The organism is Desulforhopalus vacuolatus, assembly GCF_016918505.1.
Classification (GTDB): domain Bacteria; phylum Desulfobacterota; class Desulfobulbia; order Desulfobulbales; family Desulfocapsaceae; genus Desulforhopalus; species Desulforhopalus vacuolatus.
The window spans coordinates 1-18951 of sequence record NZ_JAFFPZ010000003.1 but is presented as its reverse complement, the minus strand read 5'-3'; the positions used below and the strand labels follow the sequence as shown (position 1 = coordinate 18951).

18 protein-coding genes are annotated in these 18951 nt (G+C 43.9%); 3 read left to right on the top strand and 15 right to left on the bottom strand.

What is annotated here, in order from left to right:
• Nucleotides 1–646 precede the first annotated feature (646 nt).
• The 15 genes from JWG39_RS02835 to JWG39_RS02765 form a co-directional block, all read right to left on the bottom strand.
• The gene (locus tag JWG39_RS02835) at nt 647–1822 is read right to left on the bottom strand and encodes a pyridoxal phosphate-dependent aminotransferase (RefSeq protein WP_205217851.1); all 1176 of its coding nucleotides are present in this window, start codon (nt 1820–1822) and stop codon (nt 647–649) included.
• Between the two features lie 14 nt (nt 1823–1836).
• Complete coding sequence (locus JWG39_RS02830) at nt 1837–3228, bottom strand: FAD-binding oxidoreductase (protein WP_205217850.1); 1392 nt, start codon at nt 3226–3228, stop codon at nt 1837–1839.
• Between the two features lie 32 nt (nt 3229–3260).
• Nucleotides 3261–3929: an amino acid ABC transporter permease gene (locus JWG39_RS02825; protein WP_205218004.1), complete on the bottom strand. Its 669-nt coding sequence runs from the start codon at nt 3927–3929 to the stop codon at nt 3261–3263.
• Entirely contained in the window at nt 3929–4696 is a 768-nt protein-coding gene (locus JWG39_RS02820; RefSeq protein ID WP_205217849.1) for an amino acid ABC transporter ATP-binding protein, read from the bottom strand. The genes JWG39_RS02825 and JWG39_RS02820 overlap by 1 nt, the downstream gene beginning before the upstream one ends.
• A complete protein-coding gene (locus JWG39_RS02815; protein ID WP_205217848.1) occupies nt 4693–5373 on the bottom strand; it encodes an amino acid ABC transporter permease in 681 nt (226 codons plus the stop codon). The genes JWG39_RS02820 and JWG39_RS02815 overlap by 4 nt, the downstream gene beginning before the upstream one ends.
• Nucleotides 5374–5496: 123 nt before the next feature.
• Nucleotides 5497–6246, bottom strand: a complete 750-nt coding sequence (locus JWG39_RS02810; RefSeq protein WP_205217847.1) for an ABC transporter substrate-binding protein — start codon at nt 6244–6246, stop codon at nt 5497–5499.
• Nucleotides 6247–6590: 344 nt separating this feature from the next.
• Nucleotides 6591–7763, bottom strand: a complete 1173-nt coding sequence (gene clsB, locus JWG39_RS02805) for a cardiolipin synthase ClsB (protein ID WP_205217846.1) — start codon at nt 7761–7763, stop codon at nt 6591–6593.
• A gap of 270 nt (nt 7764–8033) precedes the next feature.
• On the bottom strand, nt 8034–8720 hold the full coding sequence (locus JWG39_RS02800; RefSeq protein ID WP_205217845.1) for a hypothetical protein: 687 nt from the start codon (nt 8718–8720) through the stop codon (nt 8034–8036).
• Nucleotides 8721–9878: 1158 nt separating this feature from the next.
• Nucleotides 9879–11522 carry a hypothetical protein gene (locus JWG39_RS02795; protein ID WP_205217844.1) on the bottom strand — a complete coding sequence of 548 codons (1644 nt, stop codon included), beginning with the start codon at nt 11520–11522 and terminating at the stop codon, nt 9879–9881.
• 90 nt (nt 11523–11612) lie between these two features.
• On the bottom strand, nt 11613–12224 hold the full coding sequence (locus tag JWG39_RS02790; RefSeq protein ID WP_205217843.1) for a hypothetical protein: 612 nt from the start codon (nt 12222–12224) through the stop codon (nt 11613–11615).
• A gap of 48 nt (nt 12225–12272) precedes the next feature.
• Complete coding sequence (locus JWG39_RS02785; protein ID WP_205217842.1) at nt 12273–13424, bottom strand: hypothetical protein; 1152 nt, start codon at nt 13422–13424, stop codon at nt 12273–12275.
• Nucleotides 13425–14046: 622 nt separating this feature from the next.
• On the bottom strand, nt 14047–14589 hold the full coding sequence (locus JWG39_RS02780; RefSeq protein ID WP_275888948.1) for an IS30 family transposase: 543 nt from the start codon (nt 14587–14589) through the stop codon (nt 14047–14049).
• A 256-nt stretch (nt 14590–14845) separates the two neighbouring features.
• A complete protein-coding gene (locus JWG39_RS02775) occupies nt 14846–15415 on the bottom strand; it encodes a hypothetical protein (RefSeq protein WP_205217840.1) in 570 nt (189 codons plus the stop codon).
• A 101-nt stretch (nt 15416–15516) separates the two neighbouring features.
• Nucleotides 15517–15870: a hypothetical protein gene (locus tag JWG39_RS02770; protein WP_205217839.1), complete on the bottom strand. Its 354-nt coding sequence runs from the start codon at nt 15868–15870 to the stop codon at nt 15517–15519.
• A gap of 409 nt (nt 15871–16279) precedes the next feature.
• A complete protein-coding gene (locus tag JWG39_RS02765) occupies nt 16280–16696 on the bottom strand; it encodes a hypothetical protein (RefSeq protein WP_205217838.1) in 417 nt (138 codons plus the stop codon).
• Nucleotides 16697–17176: 480 nt separating this feature from the next.
• On the opposite strand from JWG39_RS02765, the gene JWG39_RS02760 reads away from it, so the two are divergent.
• The 3 genes from JWG39_RS02760 to JWG39_RS02750 all read left to right on the top strand — a co-directional run bounded on the left by JWG39_RS02760 (nt 17177) and on the right by JWG39_RS02750 (nt 18310).
• A complete protein-coding gene (locus JWG39_RS02760; RefSeq protein ID WP_205217837.1) occupies nt 17177–17503 on the top strand; it encodes a hypothetical protein in 327 nt (108 codons plus the stop codon).
• A gap of 95 nt (nt 17504–17598) precedes the next feature.
• Nucleotides 17599–17991, top strand: a complete 393-nt coding sequence (locus JWG39_RS02755; protein WP_205217836.1) for a hypothetical protein — start codon at nt 17599–17601, stop codon at nt 17989–17991.
• Nucleotides 17992–18025: 34 nt separating this feature from the next.
• Nucleotides 18026–18310: a hypothetical protein gene (locus JWG39_RS02750; RefSeq protein WP_205217835.1), complete on the top strand. Its 285-nt coding sequence runs from the start codon at nt 18026–18028 to the stop codon at nt 18308–18310.
• The last annotated feature ends 641 nt before the right edge of the window (nt 18311–18951 follow it).

The window sequence follows — 18951 nt, the reverse complement described above, 5'->3', positions numbered from 1 at the left end:
ACATCAGGTATGGTTACATGTCGTCCTGAAGAATCCGTTATTACACGTGCGGAGGCAATGTTGAGAGAAAAAAATTGTATTGCAAGAAAGACGATGATAAAGCGCATGTTTGTAACCACGAATGGACACGAATTTTCACTAATACTAATTTATGGCTACCTTGAATAATCAGTCTTTCGCCCATCTTCTTCGTTACAGTAAAAAATTTATCCTCGGAGGTAAGCGCCAGACTCCGATATCAATCATATACCTGCGGTAAATTTCTTCCTGTGCCTCGAATATGAACGAAATACAAGATTATTCAAGATACCCTTATGGTATAATACCATTTACATTTTGTATTGACCAAAGAGCGAGACTGCGTGGACATCTTTTTTTGTGATTACGAATGGATAAACAGGATGTAAAACGAGCATAACTTAATAGAAATAGTCTAATCATGCGAAAAAGGGCATTTTTTATAAAAGCGTAACTTCTTAAAGTTTTTTGCCTTTATTCGAATGATTAGAGCTTTTATTCGTTGGCAAAAAGTTTTTCGCTGTTCCGTCTTTTGCTTTTCCCTGTCTCCCGTCTCCCGTCTCCCTTTTCCCATCCCTGCCTTTGAATCCGCCAATACAAAATGTAAATGATATTATTCAAGGTACCACTACAAGGTAGGATTCATCATCAAGCACCACTGTTCTATGCGATCAAAGGCCTCATCAATCACTGCTGATTCACCACCAAATGACAGGCGCAGATGTCCTTCTCCGCCTTGACCAAACGCGCCGCCGGGGATGGTGATGACCTTTGCCTCTTCAAGCAGACGGGTGGCCACCTCCTGGGAAGATGCTGCAGGAAACAGGTATTTGGCCATGACGTAAAAAGCACCTTTGGGTGGCACATAGGAAAAATACTTCTGCAGCCTGTCGAGTCTGGCGCAGCACAGAGCCCGCCGCCTGACCAAGGCATCGTGCATTACCGCAACACACTCCTGCTCTCCGTCGAGGGCGGCAAGGGCGGCAAACTGCGATGGAGTCGGGGCACAGATGGCTGTCGCATCATGGACTTTCATGATCTGTTCCATCCACATCTCTGCTGCGGCAACCCAGCCCACCCGCCAGCCGGTAAGGGCATATTTTTTGGAGAGAGAAGAGACGGAAATCACATTATTACGAAAGGCATCAATGCTGAGGGGATCCAGCGGCGCCTTCCCGTCATAGACCATATAGTCATAGGCCCCATCAATAATGACCACAAAATCGTGGGCAACAGCCAGCTCACAGAGGGCGATGATCTCAGCATCAGAAAAAACTGTCCCGGTAGGATTGCCGGGATTACAGATCATTATGGCCCTGGTTTGAGCGGTAACCGCTTCACTGATCGCTGTCAGATCAAGGCCCCAGGTGCCGGTCAAGGGTACGAAGACCGGAATGCCCCCGGCGAGTTGAATCTGTTCAATATAGGAGGCATAGGTAGGGGAGGGCAGAAGAACCTCATCGCCCTCGTCAACTACTGCCATAACCGTGGCCAGCAGCGCTTCCATACCGCCGACAGTGACGCAGATTTCACTTTCCGGATCTACCTCTACATCTTTTTCATCGAGCATATACTTCCCGATCCGCTTTCTCAGCGCTGACATCCCGGTCTGCAGCGAATATTGACCGCTGCCGGGATCTTCCCGCAAGGCCCTGATAACCTCCTCGACAACATGCGGCGGCGTGGCAAACGAAGGAACTCCCTGGCCGAGTGAAACACAGCCGCCAATTCCTGCGGCAAGAAGCGCCATCTGTTTGGTGGCTGACGGAGAAATATTGCGTACTCTTCTACTGAGGCGTGTCATAATCTTTATGGGCCTTAACCTTGTGGAAATATTTTGCCCGGGTTTAACACCAGGTTGGGATCGAACAACTTTTTGATATTTCTCTGCAGTTCGATACTGTGTTGCGACAGCTCCATGGACAGATACGGTGCCTTGGCCAACCCAATGCCATGTTCGCCCGAGATTGTCCCCTGCAGCTGCAGGGTCAGTTCAAGCAGAGCCCTTGTTCCTTCATTGGCTAAATCGGTATTGTCGAGGTTCTGGGTGGTTATATTGAGGTGGATGTTCCCGTCCCCCGCATGACCGAAGGCAAAAATCTCGAGACCGTATTTCTCTTCATAAAAAGGCAGTGCATCAACCAGTTCGGCAATGGCGGTAAGAGGGACAACGATATCTTCTGGAATGTAGAGCTTCGCATAGTCATGGATGCGCAGACTGACCTGGCGACGAACCGCCCAGATTGTTTCCCGTTCTGCGCTGCTCCCGGCTTTAATCAGCTCAATGGCTGCTTCTGCCCGGGCAATGGCGCAAACAGCCTCCATTTCGTCCGCAACCTGACTTTCTGGTCCATCGACCTCAATGATTAAGATGGATGGTTTGCCGGCAGGCAGGGAAAAAGGCAGCAGTTCTCCGATAAGAGACAGGCACCGGTGGTCAAGAAATTCTATGGCACTGGGCAGGTATCCCTGGCTCATAACAGCTGTCACACAGTTCATGGCCGAGACCATGTCCTGGAAAACACACATCATCGTTTTGGTGGCCGCAGGTTTGGCGAGCAGCTTCAGGGTAAGCGAGGTGATAATTCCCAGCGTTCCCTCACTGCCAACCAGCAGATTCGTCAGATCATAACCAACGACGCCCTTTCTTGTTTGTACGCCGGTGGTAATCAGCTGGCCGTCGGGCAGGACGGCCTCCAGACCAAGAATATAATCACGGGTGGTGCCGTATTTGACACAGGCCGGACCTCCGGCGTCGGTTGCCGCGTTGCCGCCAATAGTGCTCAGATCCATGCCAGCCGGATCAGGCGGGTAGAACAGGCCGGCTGCATCTGCGGCCAGACGTACCTGCTGGCTGATAACTCCCGGCTCAACCTTCATGATAAAATTTTTACCGTCAATCACCGTAATCTGGTTGAGTTCTCCGGTAAGCAGCACGACTCCACCGAGAGATGGCAGGCAGGCACCGGCAAGTCCCGATCCTCCGCCGCGCGGGGTGACTGGAAAATGGTAGATGTTGGCCAGCTCCAGCAGGGCTTGTATATCCCCGACACTCCGGGCACGGACAACCAGCTCGGGGGTATAAGTCAGAGTAGAGGAATCGCCACTGAATTGAGCACATTCTTCCGGGGTGCTGAGAATCAACTCAGGATCGATTTTTTGGCGTATGGCCGCTTTAATCGTGTCGGTAATGGGGGAATATTGAACCATGGTTGAATAAGATAAAGGATGCGAACAGGATCTCAATGATGACCAAAACCTGGGATAAAAAGACGATGTTCAATTTTTTTGAGAATGATGATAGCGAGAGAAACCAGCGCGAGATAATAGAGGCCGATAATACCGAAGACCTCGGTAAAACGAAAATACTCAGTGGCAACAGTTTTTCCCGCTCCGGTTAATTCGATACAGGTGACGATGAACGCCAGAGAAGAATATTTGATCAGATAGATAATTTCATTGCCGCAGCCATGTATGGCCCGGCGGAATGCCTGGGGAAGAATGATCCAGACAATAGTCTGGAAAGTGGTAAAACCCAGAGCCTGGGCCCCGAGATATTGACCGCTTTTAATCGACAGGAGTGCCCCACGCACGTATTCTGACTGATACGCTCCGCTGCACAAGGTAAAACCGACAACTGCGGCCAGATAGGGCGTCAGATAGATACCGATATTGGGCAGGCCGAAATAGAGGACAAACAGCTGGATAACCAGCGGTGTTCCGCGAAATACGGCTGCATAGCAATCAATGATTGTCCTGAAAAAGCGGTTGCCATAGGTACGAATAGCACCGGCGGTAATCCCGATCAGGACTCCGCCCATCGCCGAAGGCACGATAAGGGCAATGGACATGAGCAGCCCGCTGTTGAGGCTGGTAAACAGATCCTGGTAAAAGGGCGACAGTTCCACGATTACTCCTCGACCTCAGAGAGTTTATCGAGCAGGTCGCAAAACCCCTGGGATTTACTTGTATTGCCAGCTGCCAGAAGTGCGCCCGGAGGCCCCTGTTCGACGATCCTGCCGTCTTCCATAAAAAGTATCTCGTCGGCGAGATTATGAATAAGGCTGATCTGGTGGGTGGCCATGATCATCGTCATCCCTTTTATGGCCAGTTCTTTGATGACGCTGATGACTTCGCCGATCAAGGTTGGGTCCAGAGCAGAAGTCGGTTCATCAAGGAGTAAAATCTTCGGATCCATTGCCAGCGCCCTGGCAATCGCCACCCGCTGTTTCTGTCCCCCGGAAAGTTGCGCCGGATAGAGATCCTCTTTGTCGTCCAGACCGACCTGCTTCAATTCCAGTCGTGCCCGTTTTTCGGCCTCTTTTTTCGACATCTTTTTTACTTTACGCAGGGCAACAGTAATATTATCAAGAGCCGTCAGGTGGTCAAAGAGATTGAAATCCTGGAAAATCATGCCAACCTGCTGTCTCAACCGGTAGATATCCTGCTTCCGGGTGAAGTGGATGCGCTTATTATCCAGCTCGATCTCACCTGAATCCGGCAGAACCAGGCAGTTAATGCATTGCAAAAGGGTACTTTTCCCCCCGCCGGAAGGACCGATAAGGATCTTTATGTCGCCCTTTGCAAGCTCGATGCTTACCGATTTGAGAATTGTGATGTCCCCAAAAGATTTCGTTATATTGGTTACCCGAAGAATCGGCTTTTTGTCAGTCATCATTGATTTCCATGCTGAGAATAGCCCGGAATACGGACATACTGCTCCAGTTTCCGCAGGCCGATGACTCCGGCCCAGGTGAGGAGAAAATAGATAATTCCAGCGGTAATGTACAGTGAAAGGTGCTGGTAGGTACGAGAGGCAACAAACTGGGTCCGGGCCATAATCTCAGGGGCCCCGATAACAAAGGCCAGTGCTGAATCCTTGAGGATGATGGAATACTCATTGGACCAGGCCGGAATTGACAGCCTCAACATCTGAGGCAGCACAACACTCTTTATTGCCTGTATGTCGCTCATGCCGAGGGCACTGGCGGCTTTGAACTGGCCCTGCGGGAGTGACAGGATGGCTCCTTTAAAAATATTGGCCTGATACGCTCCGGTCGTCATACCCAGAACTATAGAGACCGTAGCAAAGGCGCTGAAATTGAGTCCCAGAAAAGCAAAAAGGCCAAAATAGAAAAGAAAGAGCAGAACGACAACCGGCACTCCGCGAAAGATCCATACGTAGACGGTCAATATATATCGGATATACCGATTGCCATAGACAAGGCCGACCGACATGAAAATGCCGATAAAAAGGCCAAGAAACATGGCGAAGACCACTATCCCTGCGGTAAGGAATGATCCCTGCAGGAGATACGGCAGGGAGTCAAAGACGACGGATAACGCATTTTGCATCGAGGTACCTGAACTGTTGAGACAAGGATGGTTGCAGCAATGAGGGGTAAAAAACCCGAGAACACAAAAAAAACGGGTCTACATTCAAACGTTGCTGTGCTGTAGACCCGTCTTTGCCCGATCTTATTTGTTTAAATTGTATTTTTCAACCAGTTTATTCCATTCAGGGGTGGCCATAAATGTGGTGAGAGACGTATTCACTTTTTCCAGCAGCTCTGTCTCGTCTTTACGAACAGCATAGCCGAACTCCTCGTCTTCCATACCGAAGGTGCCGATAATGTGGACATCTTTTTTAGAGGCTGCGTCGTTTGCCGGAGCATCGTCCATTGCTGCTGCATCAATCCTGCCGTTCAGTACATCTTCTATGGCAAGCGGCGAAGAGCTGTAGTAGCGGAGTTCAAAGTTCCAGCCATTTTTCGGAGCCTCTTTCTTAAACCATTTGGCTTCGGTGGTTCCCTGCTGTACGCCGATGGTTTTTTTATCGTTTAAAACCTGGTCAACGGTCAGCGGAGAGTCCTTCTTCGTAACCAGAACCTGTTTGATAACCCAGTACGGAATGGTGAAGTTGACCTGTTTGGACCTTTCTTCGGTAATGCTCATCCCTGATGCAATGATATCGATTTTTTTGGTCAACAGGCTGGTAATAATTCCATCCCATTCGATTGGCTGATGGGTAACGTCCATACCGATATCGTTGCCAATCCAGGTCATTACTTCCACATCAAACCCGCTTGGCGTACCGGTCTTGTCGATAAAGGCAAATGGTGGGAAATTTGCGTCAATACCATTAACCAGTTTCTCGGCACCAAAAGAGCTTCCCGCACAAAGCAGTGTCAGCAGACTGCACAAAAGACATAAATTTTTTTTCAGCATTTTCCTCTTCCTTTGTTATTCGTTTTCTTTATTGGTTCCTTGAAGACCCACTCTTTCGCCCATGTTTTTTTGACGCAGTCAGGATTTTACTGTCATAATATCAAAGATATAGGCTGCAAATTCCCTTCTGTGTTTTGAATATGAACAAAATAATAGGTTTTTCAAAACACCATCTGTTGTGGATTTTTCTCCATATCCACACCCTCATTACAGGCCATATAACATATCCTATTTTGATTATTTGGTAAAAACATAAAATTTCTGTTCCAATAAAGACGATCATGCACTGGTCAGGGCAAGGGTTCCTTCGTCATCCTGAAAGACCTGGTCTTTCCCTTTTGTTCTCAATGTCCCACGTTCCTGGACGGCCGATCTTGAGGAAGATATCCCGCTATGCCGACTATAAATCGTATCAATCCATAGCTGAGCCAGCTTGCCAGACGCAAAAGAATATGCTGTGATCTCCAGGTTTCCTCCGATATCTGCCTCGCCCCCATAGTGATTGCCTCACTCAGGCTTGCCTTCAGCGTTGCACTGAAAGCCGGATCGTCAATCACGACATTTGCCTCAAGGGCAAGCAACAGGCTGAAAGGATCGAGATTAGAAGATCCCACCGTTGCCCAGGATGTGTCGATTACTGCTACCTTGGCATGCAGGAAACTCTGATGATATTCATAGATTTCAATCCCCGCATCGAGGAAGGTGCCGAAGAGGGCGCGGGATGCATAATGGAGCAGGCGGTGATCCCCTTTTCCCTGCAGGAGCAGGACAACCCGGACGTCACGCCGAGCTGCGGCCATCAGTGCATGGCGAAAATTCAAGCCCGGTAAAAAATAGGCGTTGGCCAGGATAATTTCCCTTTTCGCCTGACCGATTGCCTCCAGGTAGGCGTTTTCTATATCGCGACGATGATGAAAATTATCACGGATCAGAAAGCTGCCGCGCATATTTCCCGCGACTTGTGGTGGAGCAGCTGGATGTGCTTTGGCCCGGTGTGTAACCAGGGACAGGCGGCGTGACCAGGTAATTCTTGACCACAGCCGACGAGCAGAGGCATGGATAACCTTGACCAGTGGCTCTTCCACCCGTACCGCATAATCATACCGAGGTGGATCCGGGCCGGTCATGTCATCGATGATGTTTATTCCGCCGACGAAGGCCAGGTTTCGGTCGATGACCGCAAGTTTGCGATGCAGGCGCCGCAACCTCTGACGTTTGAGGGTCCACGGCGATATCCTGGGGCGAAACTTCAGCACCAGAACTCCTCCCTCCTCAAGGTAGTCAATCATGCTTTTCGGGAGATCCTGCGAGCCAAAGCCATCGATTAACAGACAGGTTTTCACCCCGCGCAGGGCGGCTCGTCTGAGGGCTTCGGCAATTCGGCGTCCGGTACAGTCATTTTCAAAAATATAACTCTCAAGGTATATTTCCTGATTCGCGTGGTCAAAAGCTGTTTCAAGTGCCGGGAAATACTCCTTCCCATTATGCAGCAAGGTAATCTGATTATTTGAATACATTTCAGTAGTGATGGTGACGTTACTTCAGGGGAATGTAATAAGGGTGCCTTGAACAATCTTGAGATTTGTTCCTATTCGAGGCACAGGAGGAAATTTATTACAGCCATGTCTAATATCTCGACGTCTCGTTCCTTGCTTTGTCGGAGGATAAATTTTTGACTGCAACGAAGAAGATGGGCGAAAAACTGGTTATTCAAGGTTTCCTTTACATCACATGCAATTGATTGACCCTTCTTAAATCGTTTAATACACTATTATGCCTATGATTTTTCAGCTGTTTTTTTGATACTGGTCCAGGTAATAATCAATTGCCGATTCAAGAGCTATATTAAGAGGGTGTTGATTCTTTGAGAATGGCAAAGGAGATATGTTTTTAATACATACTCGCCTGCCATTAATTCCAGCATCGATATAGGTGATTAACACGTTAGTTTTATTTGGATTCTCTTTTTCTGTGTAGAGGCCATGTTTATATTCGTCCTTAGTATTCGTTGATTCTAACAGAACTGGATCAACGATTGACGAATGAGATGTAATATTTTCGTCATTCGAACCTGCTGCAGCTACTGCCCCCCCCACGGGTCCGGCAAGAGTGCCCCAGAGGACGCTTCCCTTCATTTGCGCCTGCATGTTTGAATAGACCACCATATGGTAAACTGTCAATTCAAGGGCACTGTTTGAACCCCCAAGCTTTTCATAAACTCGATGCTGCAGAATCCGAGGCATAGATGGCTCCAGACTGTCACCCCCTTCTCTGTTAATTCCATAGGCATTACTGGTTATTAAGTAGCTGAGTACTTTAATTGATTTTTCTTTTTCAGGACGAAGATCTTTCAGGGTAACAGAATCCGATTTGGAGATATCAGGTATAGTGATAAAGTTTACTGCTGGCTTTGCGCATCCAAGCGTAATGAGAGTGAGAAAGAGTAAGAGGAAACAAAATATGTTCTTCATCATATGCTCCTTTGGTAAGTAATGGATCTTAAATAAATTTAAGATCAAAAACATGTGAGTAGTTTCTCGCTGGATGAATACAATAAGTGCAACACCGTGATATGAAAAAGAGTGAGCTGCCGGTATGGTTACGTCACCACAACTTAACCGGAGGTTACCATGCACAGGTACCAGCCCCGCCTGCCCCGGTAACGCATTCTTTTAAAGAATATACCAGATTATGGTTTTTTAAAAACAGGAAGATCTCAGACTGATATTGCTGATACACTGAATCGTTCTAAGAGTACAATTTTACGTTAAATTCGTGATAACTCTTTTGAAGGGGAAAATGATCCTCCTGGTGCCCAGGTTGCAGCGATGGTCAGACGGAAATTTACTGAGAAGGCCACAAAACAAACCCCTGAAGTATGGCAGATTATACGAAAGTGGCTCCGACTGGGGTGGTCGACAGAATATATAAACCATCGGTTTTCTGTTGAATTTCCACTGCAAAAACACTTTTGCCATACGACGATTTATGATTGGATTGATAAAGACAGGCAGAGGGGAGGAAAACTCCACACGTATTTGCCTCGCTATGGCAAACATCGCTGGAAAGGCGGTAAACGCAAGCAGGTCGGGGTTCTTTTATTTCTGACCGCGTAGACATTGCAGAACGTCCTCAGATCGTGAATGAGAGGAAGCGGATTGGAGACTGGGAGGGAGACACTGTATGGGCAGAATGTATCCCTTGTTACTCTTGTGGAGCGTACCAGTCGTTTCACGCTTTGTGGGCGAACACAGACGAAGTGCAAGGATGAGGTCGCTTCCGTTATAAATGGTATTTTCGACACAATTACGGGGCGGAAGGAGACATTGATACTGGATAATGGCAGTGATTTTTCTACTCACACCAAAATTAATAAACATCATTCCATTGATGTCTTTTTTGCAAAACCATACGCAAGTTGATAGAGAGGAACAAATGAAAATACCAATGGCAGAAGACTCTGGCCAAAAAAAATTAATATAGCGACTTTTTCTCAAGAGGAAATAAACAACGGAGTTCTGTTGTTGAATTTGACACCGAGAAAGGTCTTAAAGGGGCTAACTCCACTGGAAGTCTTCACTGGTAAACGGGTTGCAATTATTACTTGAATTCAAGAATATCCAACAAGCATATTAATGAAGTCTATCGACGAGAATCCTACGGAGTAACACCAAATCGTGTCGGTCAGAAGATCTATCTATGGTTTCTTCGAGGTAGGCTGATGCATGGTCAAGGATTACCTTGTCCTCACATCTGCCAAACGGTATAAATAGTTTGGCTAGTGATTTGCTCATTGAAGTAATAGCTGCTCGTAAAACAGACTCCTGGTTGTCGTCTATTTTTCTGAAAGGTCCCCAGCCTTGGTAGATTCTGTATTGTCCAGTTGTTACCGAGGCCTTTTTTTTGAAGAGGGGCATATTATCCTGTTGCAATACAATTTCAACGTCTATTTTCCACTGATTTTCATCGATGATCTCAATGCGGTAACTGCCTTCTATGGTTGCGTTGGATGATTCAACAAACTTATAGGTAGGGGTGAGCTCGGTTTGCAAAATTGATTTGATCATCTCGTTGGTAATTCCTTTCTGATCTAGCCATTCGTCAAGTTCTTTGTCCGGTACTTTGGCCGTTACTGGACCTGACTGCAGAAGTTCAAGACCGCATGCTTGCTCAGGAGTTATAATATCGCAGTTCTGAGAAAGCTGTACCTCAAGTTTTTTCCTCCCATAGCGTAGTGCCTTGTTTAGCAATGCGTCGTAAACCTTCATTTGCTCCAACAACTTCTTTGCTTCTCGATTGCCGTAATTGAGAGACTGGCGGAAAAGGATAGTTGCTTGTTCAATGTCCTTTTTATGGAAACTCGACAACCCCTGTTGGACAAGGTGACTGCCGTAAGCTTCTTGCATCTCGTTTTCAAGCATTCTTATAGTATGGCCGCCAACCTTGGAGAACTGTTCCTGTTGTAACTCCTCAAGAGCATTTTTTGCCATTCGCCAGTCTTTTTTTGCCATCAAGCGCCTGATAGACAAGCTTCTTCCCTGAACATATTCATTCCTGATCAGAATAATGGCATCTCCGTTTATTTTGTTGTCTTCCGAAGAGAACTGTTCGATGCCTGAAAGCGCTTTCCCCCATTGCTGCTTCTTAATGTTTTCCCTGATTAACTGGCAACGCGTTATTATAAGAGCATGCTTAACCTCCCCGACTTTCTCTGGTTTGTCCCCCCAGTTTTTTTCTAAGGCCTGCTGGAACATGAGGATGGCACCCATATAGTCGTTGTGGCTGAGCTTTGACCTTGCTTGTTCGAGGTCGTACTCTCTCTCCACCCTGTTGACCATGAACTTGTATTGATTTTCTAGTTTCTCCAGTTCACGTATTTTCTGGAGGATATCGTTGCTACTGCCCGAGTCGTAAATCTCATTATATCTGCTTGATTCTCGGTACCATCTGGCAGCAGACTGAAGGGTGCTTATTGCTTGTTTGTAATAGCTTTTAGCTGAGGGCATTCCTGCGGCATGCCCCTGTTTCATGAGTTTGTCAGCTTCCTTGATCTCATCTTGGGCAATACCAGTGGTAGACTTGGCTAGACCGTTCGCAAGAGATGAGCCTTTTGCTGGCTTTCCGGGAACTTTCTGGAAATTATCGTAGGCTCGGGTGTACTGGCTCTTGTTAAGTGCCGCATTCCCCTTTGTCAGGTAAGGGGATGTACATCCTTCCATCATGAAGAACGTAAACAGGAGTAAAATAAGTAAAAAACACCGCCTGTACTGATTCATATTACGTAATAAAATCCTTAATATCATAAAATAACTCTAGTGTTGTTGGGCAATCTGGTGGCCTGTACCCTTGATATTATACGAACCCGTTCACTTTCTCCACTGCAGTTTTCCCTTTTCGAAATTAGCACCTCCTGCTTTGATGTTGTCTACCGTTTTTGTCATTGTATCCAGTATGCAATCTATAGCTTTTTGTTGAATCAGAGGGTGTGGATTCTTCATCTTGGCTATAGTTGACACGGATTCATTGGCAATCTCAGAAGCCTTCTCGATAGATTTCGAAATTGTGTTCTGCATCGAGAGGTCTGTAACTGCGGTAATCTCTTGGGCCCAGGCACGGATCTTTTCGTGGACTCCTCTCAGTGATGATTCTGAAAGCGCCGCGTTGGCTTGGACAGTTTTCTGGAGTTGGTCCTTCATTATTTCTGTATGAGCCTTGGCATAATGCTTTAATTGGGTGACGTATTCGTTCTGACTGATCTTGGCCGCTTTATAATTTGTTAGGTACTGCATCATCTTCGGCTTGTCCGGAATATTCGTGTCTAGTTCTGTTGGCGCGGTAGGTACAGTTACTCTGGCAGCAGTAGGCATATCCGGATCTATAGATGGTGAAGCGGGTTCTTGTGGTGCCTGTTGGGTTTGCGGTAAGAACTGGTTCCAATCAATATCGCCGTTCTCATTGTTGTTTGTATTGTCGCTCATTTTTTCTCCATAAACGTAATTATATATTACTTTAAAGTAATATATAGGTTAAGACAACGCTTCAAGGGTCCAGTTGGTTATTTGTTGGACCATTTCGTTTTTCTCTTTTGGGGTCAGGGTTTTGGATTCGAGGATTTTCCTCACTTGGTCATCATGCCGTTTAGTAATTTTTTCCGTCAATTTTGTTTTGGCTTCCTGTAGATCTGTCTCCATTCCCAAGCCATTATCCTTGTATTTCTCCAGAAAATCTGCTTCCTCCATCTTTTTATGAAGTAGCTCTTGCTGCTTTGCAGCATGCTTTTCAAGAAGTTTAGGAACGATAGTGATTGTATAGTAATGTTGGAGAACATACCCAGAAATGTACAGAATAATTGTTAACACGAAAAGCCAAATGGTGGTACTTTGCAACAGTTTCAACGTGTCACTTTCTTGGATTTGAATCGAGTCGGCTGGTATGAATCCCACCCTGCCGTCATTTGTCGAGATCCTGACACAGGAAGAGTTTGATGGTCGTTCCGTCTCAATATTTACTGTCATCCCCGGAGAGAGTTGTTTGCCAACAGAAATATTAGAGTTGCAGTTCAGTGTAAGAGTTGCATTTTTTTCTACAATGGCAAGAGCGAAAGACTGTATGCCAAATTGCTTGGGAATAAGAAAGAACAATATAAAAAAAATCAGAGCGATGATGGGTAGAGTGATAATGCCTGTTGGGGCGGGTAGGAGCGACATTGAACGCTGCCATCCCCCCCAGAGGTGGCGGTTGCTCCAACGGGCGATTATCCATAGAAGGATAGGCCCAAAAATCAGGCAATAAGGAAGATAGTTCCAGTTACAGCTTATGAGTACCCAGGTGATGAGCAGAATATAAAATGAAAGAAAGCCAATACTGAGCAGAATTTCCCTCCAGAGAAGGTTGCTGTCTATCTGGTCTTTAACGCTTTTCTTGAGTTCATTAAGTTGGTTGCGGAGTAATTGTTCGGATGTGCCATCTGCTGTCTGAGTTGTGTTTGTCCAAGGCGAGAAACCTGTTAGACAGTCTTTTTTCAGGCTTAGGGTCCATAAAGATCTGAGATCCGAAAAGTTAAGCTCTTTGATTTTTTCCGTATTTTTAAGATATGTTTCAATTGAGTTATCCAAAGCCATATGCACCTCTTCTTCAGTAGCCTTTAAAAATACAGGACCAAGTGGCCTGTTCTCCATAAAAATGTAATCTTTCCTAGGGGGAGAGAAATACAGCAAATCCAATTTCCAACATTTACTCTCTATGAGTTTGTAAAGTATTTTTTTGTAACTGTTGGAATGTGTTATTACTGCTGTTGTTAGTGATTGTGGCCCGATGGCGAATGTTTATATTATTAAAAGTTGAATTCAAGGGCCACCACGCAGTCGAGGGGAAGGCTAAAAACCGCCTCCATAGGTCCGTTACAACGACAAACTATATTTCAAAATTAGGTGTAACTAAAATGGAATTTCACTTCTTTATTTACATTTTTTATAGCATGTGCTGTGAGCTACGTTGCACGTCCTAAAATTAGTGCTATCTATTAGAGCGCTAAATTCACCAGAGCCTTCTCTAGCACGATTTTCTGTGGCATTCTGCATACATTCTTTATAAGATGTCTGACATCTCTCCTTACATGAAGGCGTTTTGTATTGAGACATTGCCCCAGTTCGTATTTTTTTCTGTTGTATATTTTTTGGAGTAGAGCACAAAATTATTGCTTGTTGGGGCAATCCACACCATCGAGAACCGTCATATTTTGTTATACATGTAGCGATAGGACTATTGCATGGATTATCAGAATTCCCAGCAAAACATTGATCAGCCTCTGCAGATATACAGAATAATTCTAACAGAATATAAAAAACATATTTTTTCATTGCCATCTCTTTCGAGCATAAAATAATGTTTTTGCACTTTAATTAGTATTGGTTTCTTTCCATTATCATGGTTACTCAAATATAATGGGAAACTCGGTGTCAAATTCAACAACAGAACTCCATTGTCTATTTCCTCTTGAGAAAGAGTCGCCATATCAAATTTTTTGGGCCAAAGCCTTCTGAGTCTATCATTAGTATTTTCATTTGCTCCTCTCTGCCAACTTGCGCATGGTTTTGCAAAAAAGATATCAATGGAATGACGTTTATTGATTTTGGCGTGAGCCGCAAATTCGCTTCCATTGTCCAGTGTCAATGTTTCTGTACTTTTAGAACGATTCAGGGTACCAGCAATCTCAGTCTGAGATCTTCCTGTTTGAAGAAAGGCCATGATCTGGTATCTTTCTAAAAGAGTGAGTTGTTGGTAGCGAGGACCTGTACATGTGTAACCTCCGGTTAGGTTGTCGTGACATAACCATACCGGCAGCTCACTCTTTTTTCATATCATAGTGCTGCACTTATTGTACCAGCTATTCCCGGAGTAAAATCCTGTAAGTGTTTGTAATTATTACTATTAACCCTTTAGAGTTTACGAAAGGCAATAGTAACCTATTGATATTACAATAAAAACAAAAAAGAAAGAATCCTGTAAAATCAAGTATTTAGAAATAGTTTTCGTAAACTTTTCTTAGTTTTTAGTAATGGTTTCAGCATATTAGGCCTTTTCGCTCCGGGAACTGCTGTTATTGTACTAATCCAGCTCTTGTCTTAAAAAGTAAATCTTTGTTACCTGAGTCTTTTACTTGGACCACTGTTTTTCCTTGTTTTTCATAAACTAAGACTGGAAAATTAGAATAAACGATTGCATGTCCTTTTGGTAGAATAAAAAAAGTTGGATGAACTGTTGAATATTTAAAAACATGCCTTCCTTTAGAGTCAATAGATATCCCATTTGTTGTTGCTTCGACACTAATTTGCAATTTATAATTACCGCCTTTTGGAATCGGATTGGGATATTCGATTTTTAATGCCTCATAATTTTGAGCTTTTGGGGCTTTTACGACTACAAAATCAAGTTCTTGTTCAGTGTTTTTTTCTATTACTGAAATATTTTTAAGTGAAGATGTTGCGTAATCAAAACCGTCAGAGGGGTATGTTAAGAATCTCTTTCCAGCAAGATTATCAGTAATGCTATAAGAAACCCTCATTACCTTCTTTTCTGTATCAATAATTTCTATCGTAAGATCTGCAAAAGCACTTCTTGTTATAATTAAACAAATTAAAGTTACTGTAATGAGTAAAACTTTCTTCATGTAATCTCCCCTTTTTTGAGCATAACTATTAGAGGGTAACGGCGATAAAAAGAATAAATATAAATCATTTTATTCTTTTTTCCTAAAAGTTAAATTATCTGTTATTTGCAGGGCACCCATCCTGTATCATCGATTCGTTCTTCCATCAGGTTTGTTTTCTTATTGTAGCTCTTCCATGTGGATGAACGAACTTCCGTAACCCCTTTATTTGCGCCAAAACGAAACATGTGAGAACCTCCAACCCAACCGAATTTACTTTTTTTAATGGGAGGTATATCAATAATTTCTCCAGATGATGTTCGCGCAGAAAATCCAACCCATTTCCCATCAGTATTGGCAATAACTACTGTAGCCGTTCCGCCTCTTGCATCACATACAGTGACATCAATCATTCCCGCAGTGGCTTGACTATATGCAAAAAATATTGCACTAAGAATAAATATTTTTAATTTCATGATTTTCTCCATTAATTAATTAATTTTTAAGCTAAATAAAACACCAATTTTTTTCTTAACCTTGCGTTAAGTTGATCAAGGAACTTCGGCTCTTTCACGATATAATATTATTTGGTATGCTTTTTTTTCATCATGTTTTCTACATTATACTTGCAATTTGAGTTGTAATTAAGAGTGAGGCTTTTTTGAAATCTGTCTTACAGTACAAATAATCTATTGTTAGAGTTGCTGGGTATCAAATAAAAAATAATTGCATGTTACTTTTCCATGAAAATTTATCATGTATCTGTGCTACTTCAAAAAAATGATTTTAACTGTAAATGAGTTGAAAAATAAAAATAGGGAATAGTCTATTGTCTAAATATGCTTAACAAGTTTGATGCCCATTAAATGGAATTAATTATTTAATTTATTCAAGAATGCTCGTGCAATCATTTTTTCCAATTTTGTAATTACCATTTGTCCCCCCATCACTTGATCTGACATGTAAAATGAAATTCCCTCTTATTCGATATGATTTTTGGGGATTATGACGTGGTATTCCCGCAAATATATAATGCCAATTATCTTGTCTGAATGATATTTTTTCTCCAGGATGTAACACTGTCCACTTTGTATGATAATAATCACTATAATATAGTAAAATTCCTACAGCTTCGTTGCTCTTATTGTCTCCAATGTTTAAAGATCCCGACAATGAAACAGTGTAGTTTTTCTTGGGAACAACATTGATCTTTTTCAAGCCTTTACAGTCAGCATGGAGTTCACTTGCCGTGGTAATTAAATAACAACATATAACTCCAAAAAATAAAATATTTTTTTTCATTAGGGTTTATTAGTTTATTTTTTGTTATTAAGCTACGGACAATTAAATGAATTTCAGATAAAATTAACTTGCTGAAAATAAATTTATAAAACATGACAGAGACTTGTAATGTTAAATTTATTATTTCGAGTAATTTCTTATTTTTTAGACTGGAAATAATTAATGAAATTAATTCGCCTAATAATCTTTTGCATCATTTTTCGGAACTAATCATAAGATCTTGAGATCAATATTAGTATGTCTTTGGGTGCATCAGAACTAACAACATACATGGCATCAGAATGGTTTTTCGAATCATTTTCAAAACAAAATATATAAAATGGTTACAGCATTTCCTTTATTCTTGCAATAAGTATTTTTTTACATATTGGTAAAATATTCTTTGCTTGTCTTCTTGGAGTTTAGAGTTTCGTAAAAGAGGAGAAAAGCAACATAAGGAGCAGAAAAACATTGACATAACCACGGTATATGGAGGCCACCATGGAAAACAGGAGATGCTCCACCATCCCCAGAATCCTTTTTGATATTATCACATTTCTCTGCGAGGTTCTACCAATTCGTTCAGTTCCAACCTTTATTGAGCTGCTCATTGGGGCAATGATTACGCAGTCTGGGTTCGTAACACAAGCATGGCTTGCCATCAATCCGCTAAGAACGGGGACGAGCTACTATAAATGGTTACAAAAAGGGAAGTGGTCATGGGTCGCAGTTGGTCTGCAGTTAGCACGGGGCAGTGTTGGGTCAGCCTCGCCTTGTCGATTTCAAAAGGATTCAAACATGCTGCAATCCCGCTGTTGTCTCGGTTGATGAGGGGCGATGGTAACACTGGGAAACTGGTAGCAGCCAAGGTGTTGCTTTGAACTATTGATCAAGTATTCGCAGCGAGAAAGACCACAGTCCTTATGGATAGATGGTATATGAAATGGCCGCTGCTCAGTTTCATCCTTGATCTTGATTTTCATGCTATTGGCCAGGTTCGTCGGGATACGGCGCTGTATGGTATGCCCGTTCTCACGGGAAAAAGAGGAAGGCCTGCAAAATATGGTTTGAAGTATACGCCGGAGAGAGTTGAAGAGCTTAAAGAAACAGTAGAAGAGCTTTGGCTTTACGGTAAAAAACAGAAAATCCATTACCGCAGTGTCCAGTGCCTTGCAAGATTCCTGAAAGGGCGTTTAGTCAAGGTCGTATGGACGCAGTTTGAAGATAGCGTCGGAAATCTGGGGAAATCCAGATTACTCTTGTCAACGGATCTGGCTCTGAGTGCTCGGGAGATCATCCTGAGGATCTGGCTCTGAGTGCTCGGGAGATCATCCTGAGTTACGGGAAAAGGTGGGCAATCGAAGACCTTTTCAATCAGATGAAGAACAGCTGGGATGGCGCGAAACGTGGCAGCAATCACGTCAGGTTCTTCATCGTTGGGCCCAGATATTATCTGCTGCCTGTGCCATTCCTCAACTGATGGCAATCTATAAACCCGAACTATGGATGAAGTCCCTTGAGGTGATGCCATGGCGGAAAGAGAGTGTCGTCACTGCGGGTCTCGTCAGGGTGGTGATGCAAAGGTTTTTTCGGCAATGTCAGGGTGCGAGATTGGTGGAACCCGAAATGCCGTAAATTCGAAAACACTAACTATGCGTTATTGAAGGAATATGCTCGGAGGCCGCGGAAGCTGTCGGGTGTAGAGAGCAGTCACAGTCGAGGGCACAACTTCTGGTCGCCACTTGGGTAATGTTGAACTTTTGTAAAACTTTAAACTCCAGTTGTCTTCTTGACAGAATTGAAAATAAAAAAGCGTTGCACTTACAGTTTTTCTCGCTTTGGGAATGAGGGTTGGTTTACGAAAGTTTTTAGAACTTTTTCGTGAACATTTTTCGGCGATATTACAAAAAGATACAGTTCTTGCAAATGAGGAAATTTCGCGTAAAAGACGATAATTACGAGTAAGTCGGGGGGCGTCGCTGTAGGGACCAGATCTTAACACTGTCTCTGGTTTATCCCCAGCCAACAGTCCGCCGCAGGTCAGACCAGAGATCTTTTTGCAACAGGCTGTGCAGGAGGGATGGGTGATGGAAAGAGATGGCATGACTTAAGGAAACATCAAAGAACTGGGATAATCTGGGACTGTGGCAGGGAGTATCTATTGACGATATTGAGTTGCGCTTCAGGTGGATGCCGCCCGGAGAGTTTATGATGGGTTCCCCTGAAGAAGAACCTGAGCGTTTGGATAATGAAGGACCGCAGCACAGGGGGGGGAG

Excerpts from the sequence above, each read along its gene's own strand:
- JWG39_RS02835 (WP_205217851.1), bottom strand. The coding sequence starts at position 1,822 with ATGACACGCCTCAGTAGAAGAGTACGCAATATTTCTCCGTCAGCCACC.
- JWG39_RS02830 (WP_205217850.1), bottom strand. The coding sequence starts at position 3,228 with ATGGTTCAATATTCCCCCATTACCGACACGATTAAAGCGGCCATACGC.
- JWG39_RS02820 (WP_205217849.1), bottom strand. The coding sequence starts at position 4,696 with ATGATGACTGACAAAAAGCCGATTCTTCGGGTAACCAATATAACGAAA.
- JWG39_RS02815 (WP_205217848.1), bottom strand. The coding sequence starts at position 5,373 with ATGCAAAATGCGTTATCCGTCGTCTTTGACTCCCTGCCGTATCTCCTG.
- JWG39_RS02810 (WP_205217847.1), bottom strand. The coding sequence starts at position 6,246 with ATGCTGAAAAAAAATTTATGTCTTTTGTGCAGTCTGCTGACACTGCTT.
- clsB (WP_205217846.1), bottom strand. The coding sequence starts at position 7,763 with ATGTATTCAAATAATCAGATTACCTTGCTGCATAATGGGAAGGAGTAT.
- JWG39_RS02800 (WP_205217845.1), bottom strand. The coding sequence starts at position 8,720 with ATGATGAAGAACATATTTTGTTTCCTCTTACTCTTTCTCACTCTCATT.
- JWG39_RS02795 (WP_205217844.1), bottom strand. The coding sequence starts at position 11,522 with ATGAATCAGTACAGGCGGTGTTTTTTACTTATTTTACTCCTGTTTACG.
- JWG39_RS02790 (WP_205217843.1), bottom strand. The coding sequence starts at position 12,224 with ATGAGCGACAATACAAACAACAATGAGAACGGCGATATTGATTGGAAC.
- JWG39_RS02785 (WP_205217842.1), bottom strand. The coding sequence starts at position 13,424 with ATGGAGAACAGGCCACTTGGTCCTGTATTTTTAAAGGCTACTGAAGAA.
- JWG39_RS02775 (WP_205217840.1), bottom strand. The coding sequence starts at position 15,415 with ATGAAGAAAGTTTTACTCATTACAGTAACTTTAATTTGTTTAATTATA.
- JWG39_RS02770 (WP_205217839.1), bottom strand. The coding sequence starts at position 15,870 with ATGAAATTAAAAATATTTATTCTTAGTGCAATATTTTTTGCATATAGT.
- JWG39_RS02765 (WP_205217838.1), bottom strand. The coding sequence starts at position 16,696 with ATGAAAAAAAATATTTTATTTTTTGGAGTTATATGTTGTTATTTAATT.
- JWG39_RS02760 (WP_205217837.1), top strand. The coding sequence starts at position 17,177 with ATGGAAAACAGGAGATGCTCCACCATCCCCAGAATCCTTTTTGATATT.
- JWG39_RS02755 (WP_205217836.1), top strand. The coding sequence starts at position 17,599 with ATGGATAGATGGTATATGAAATGGCCGCTGCTCAGTTTCATCCTTGAT.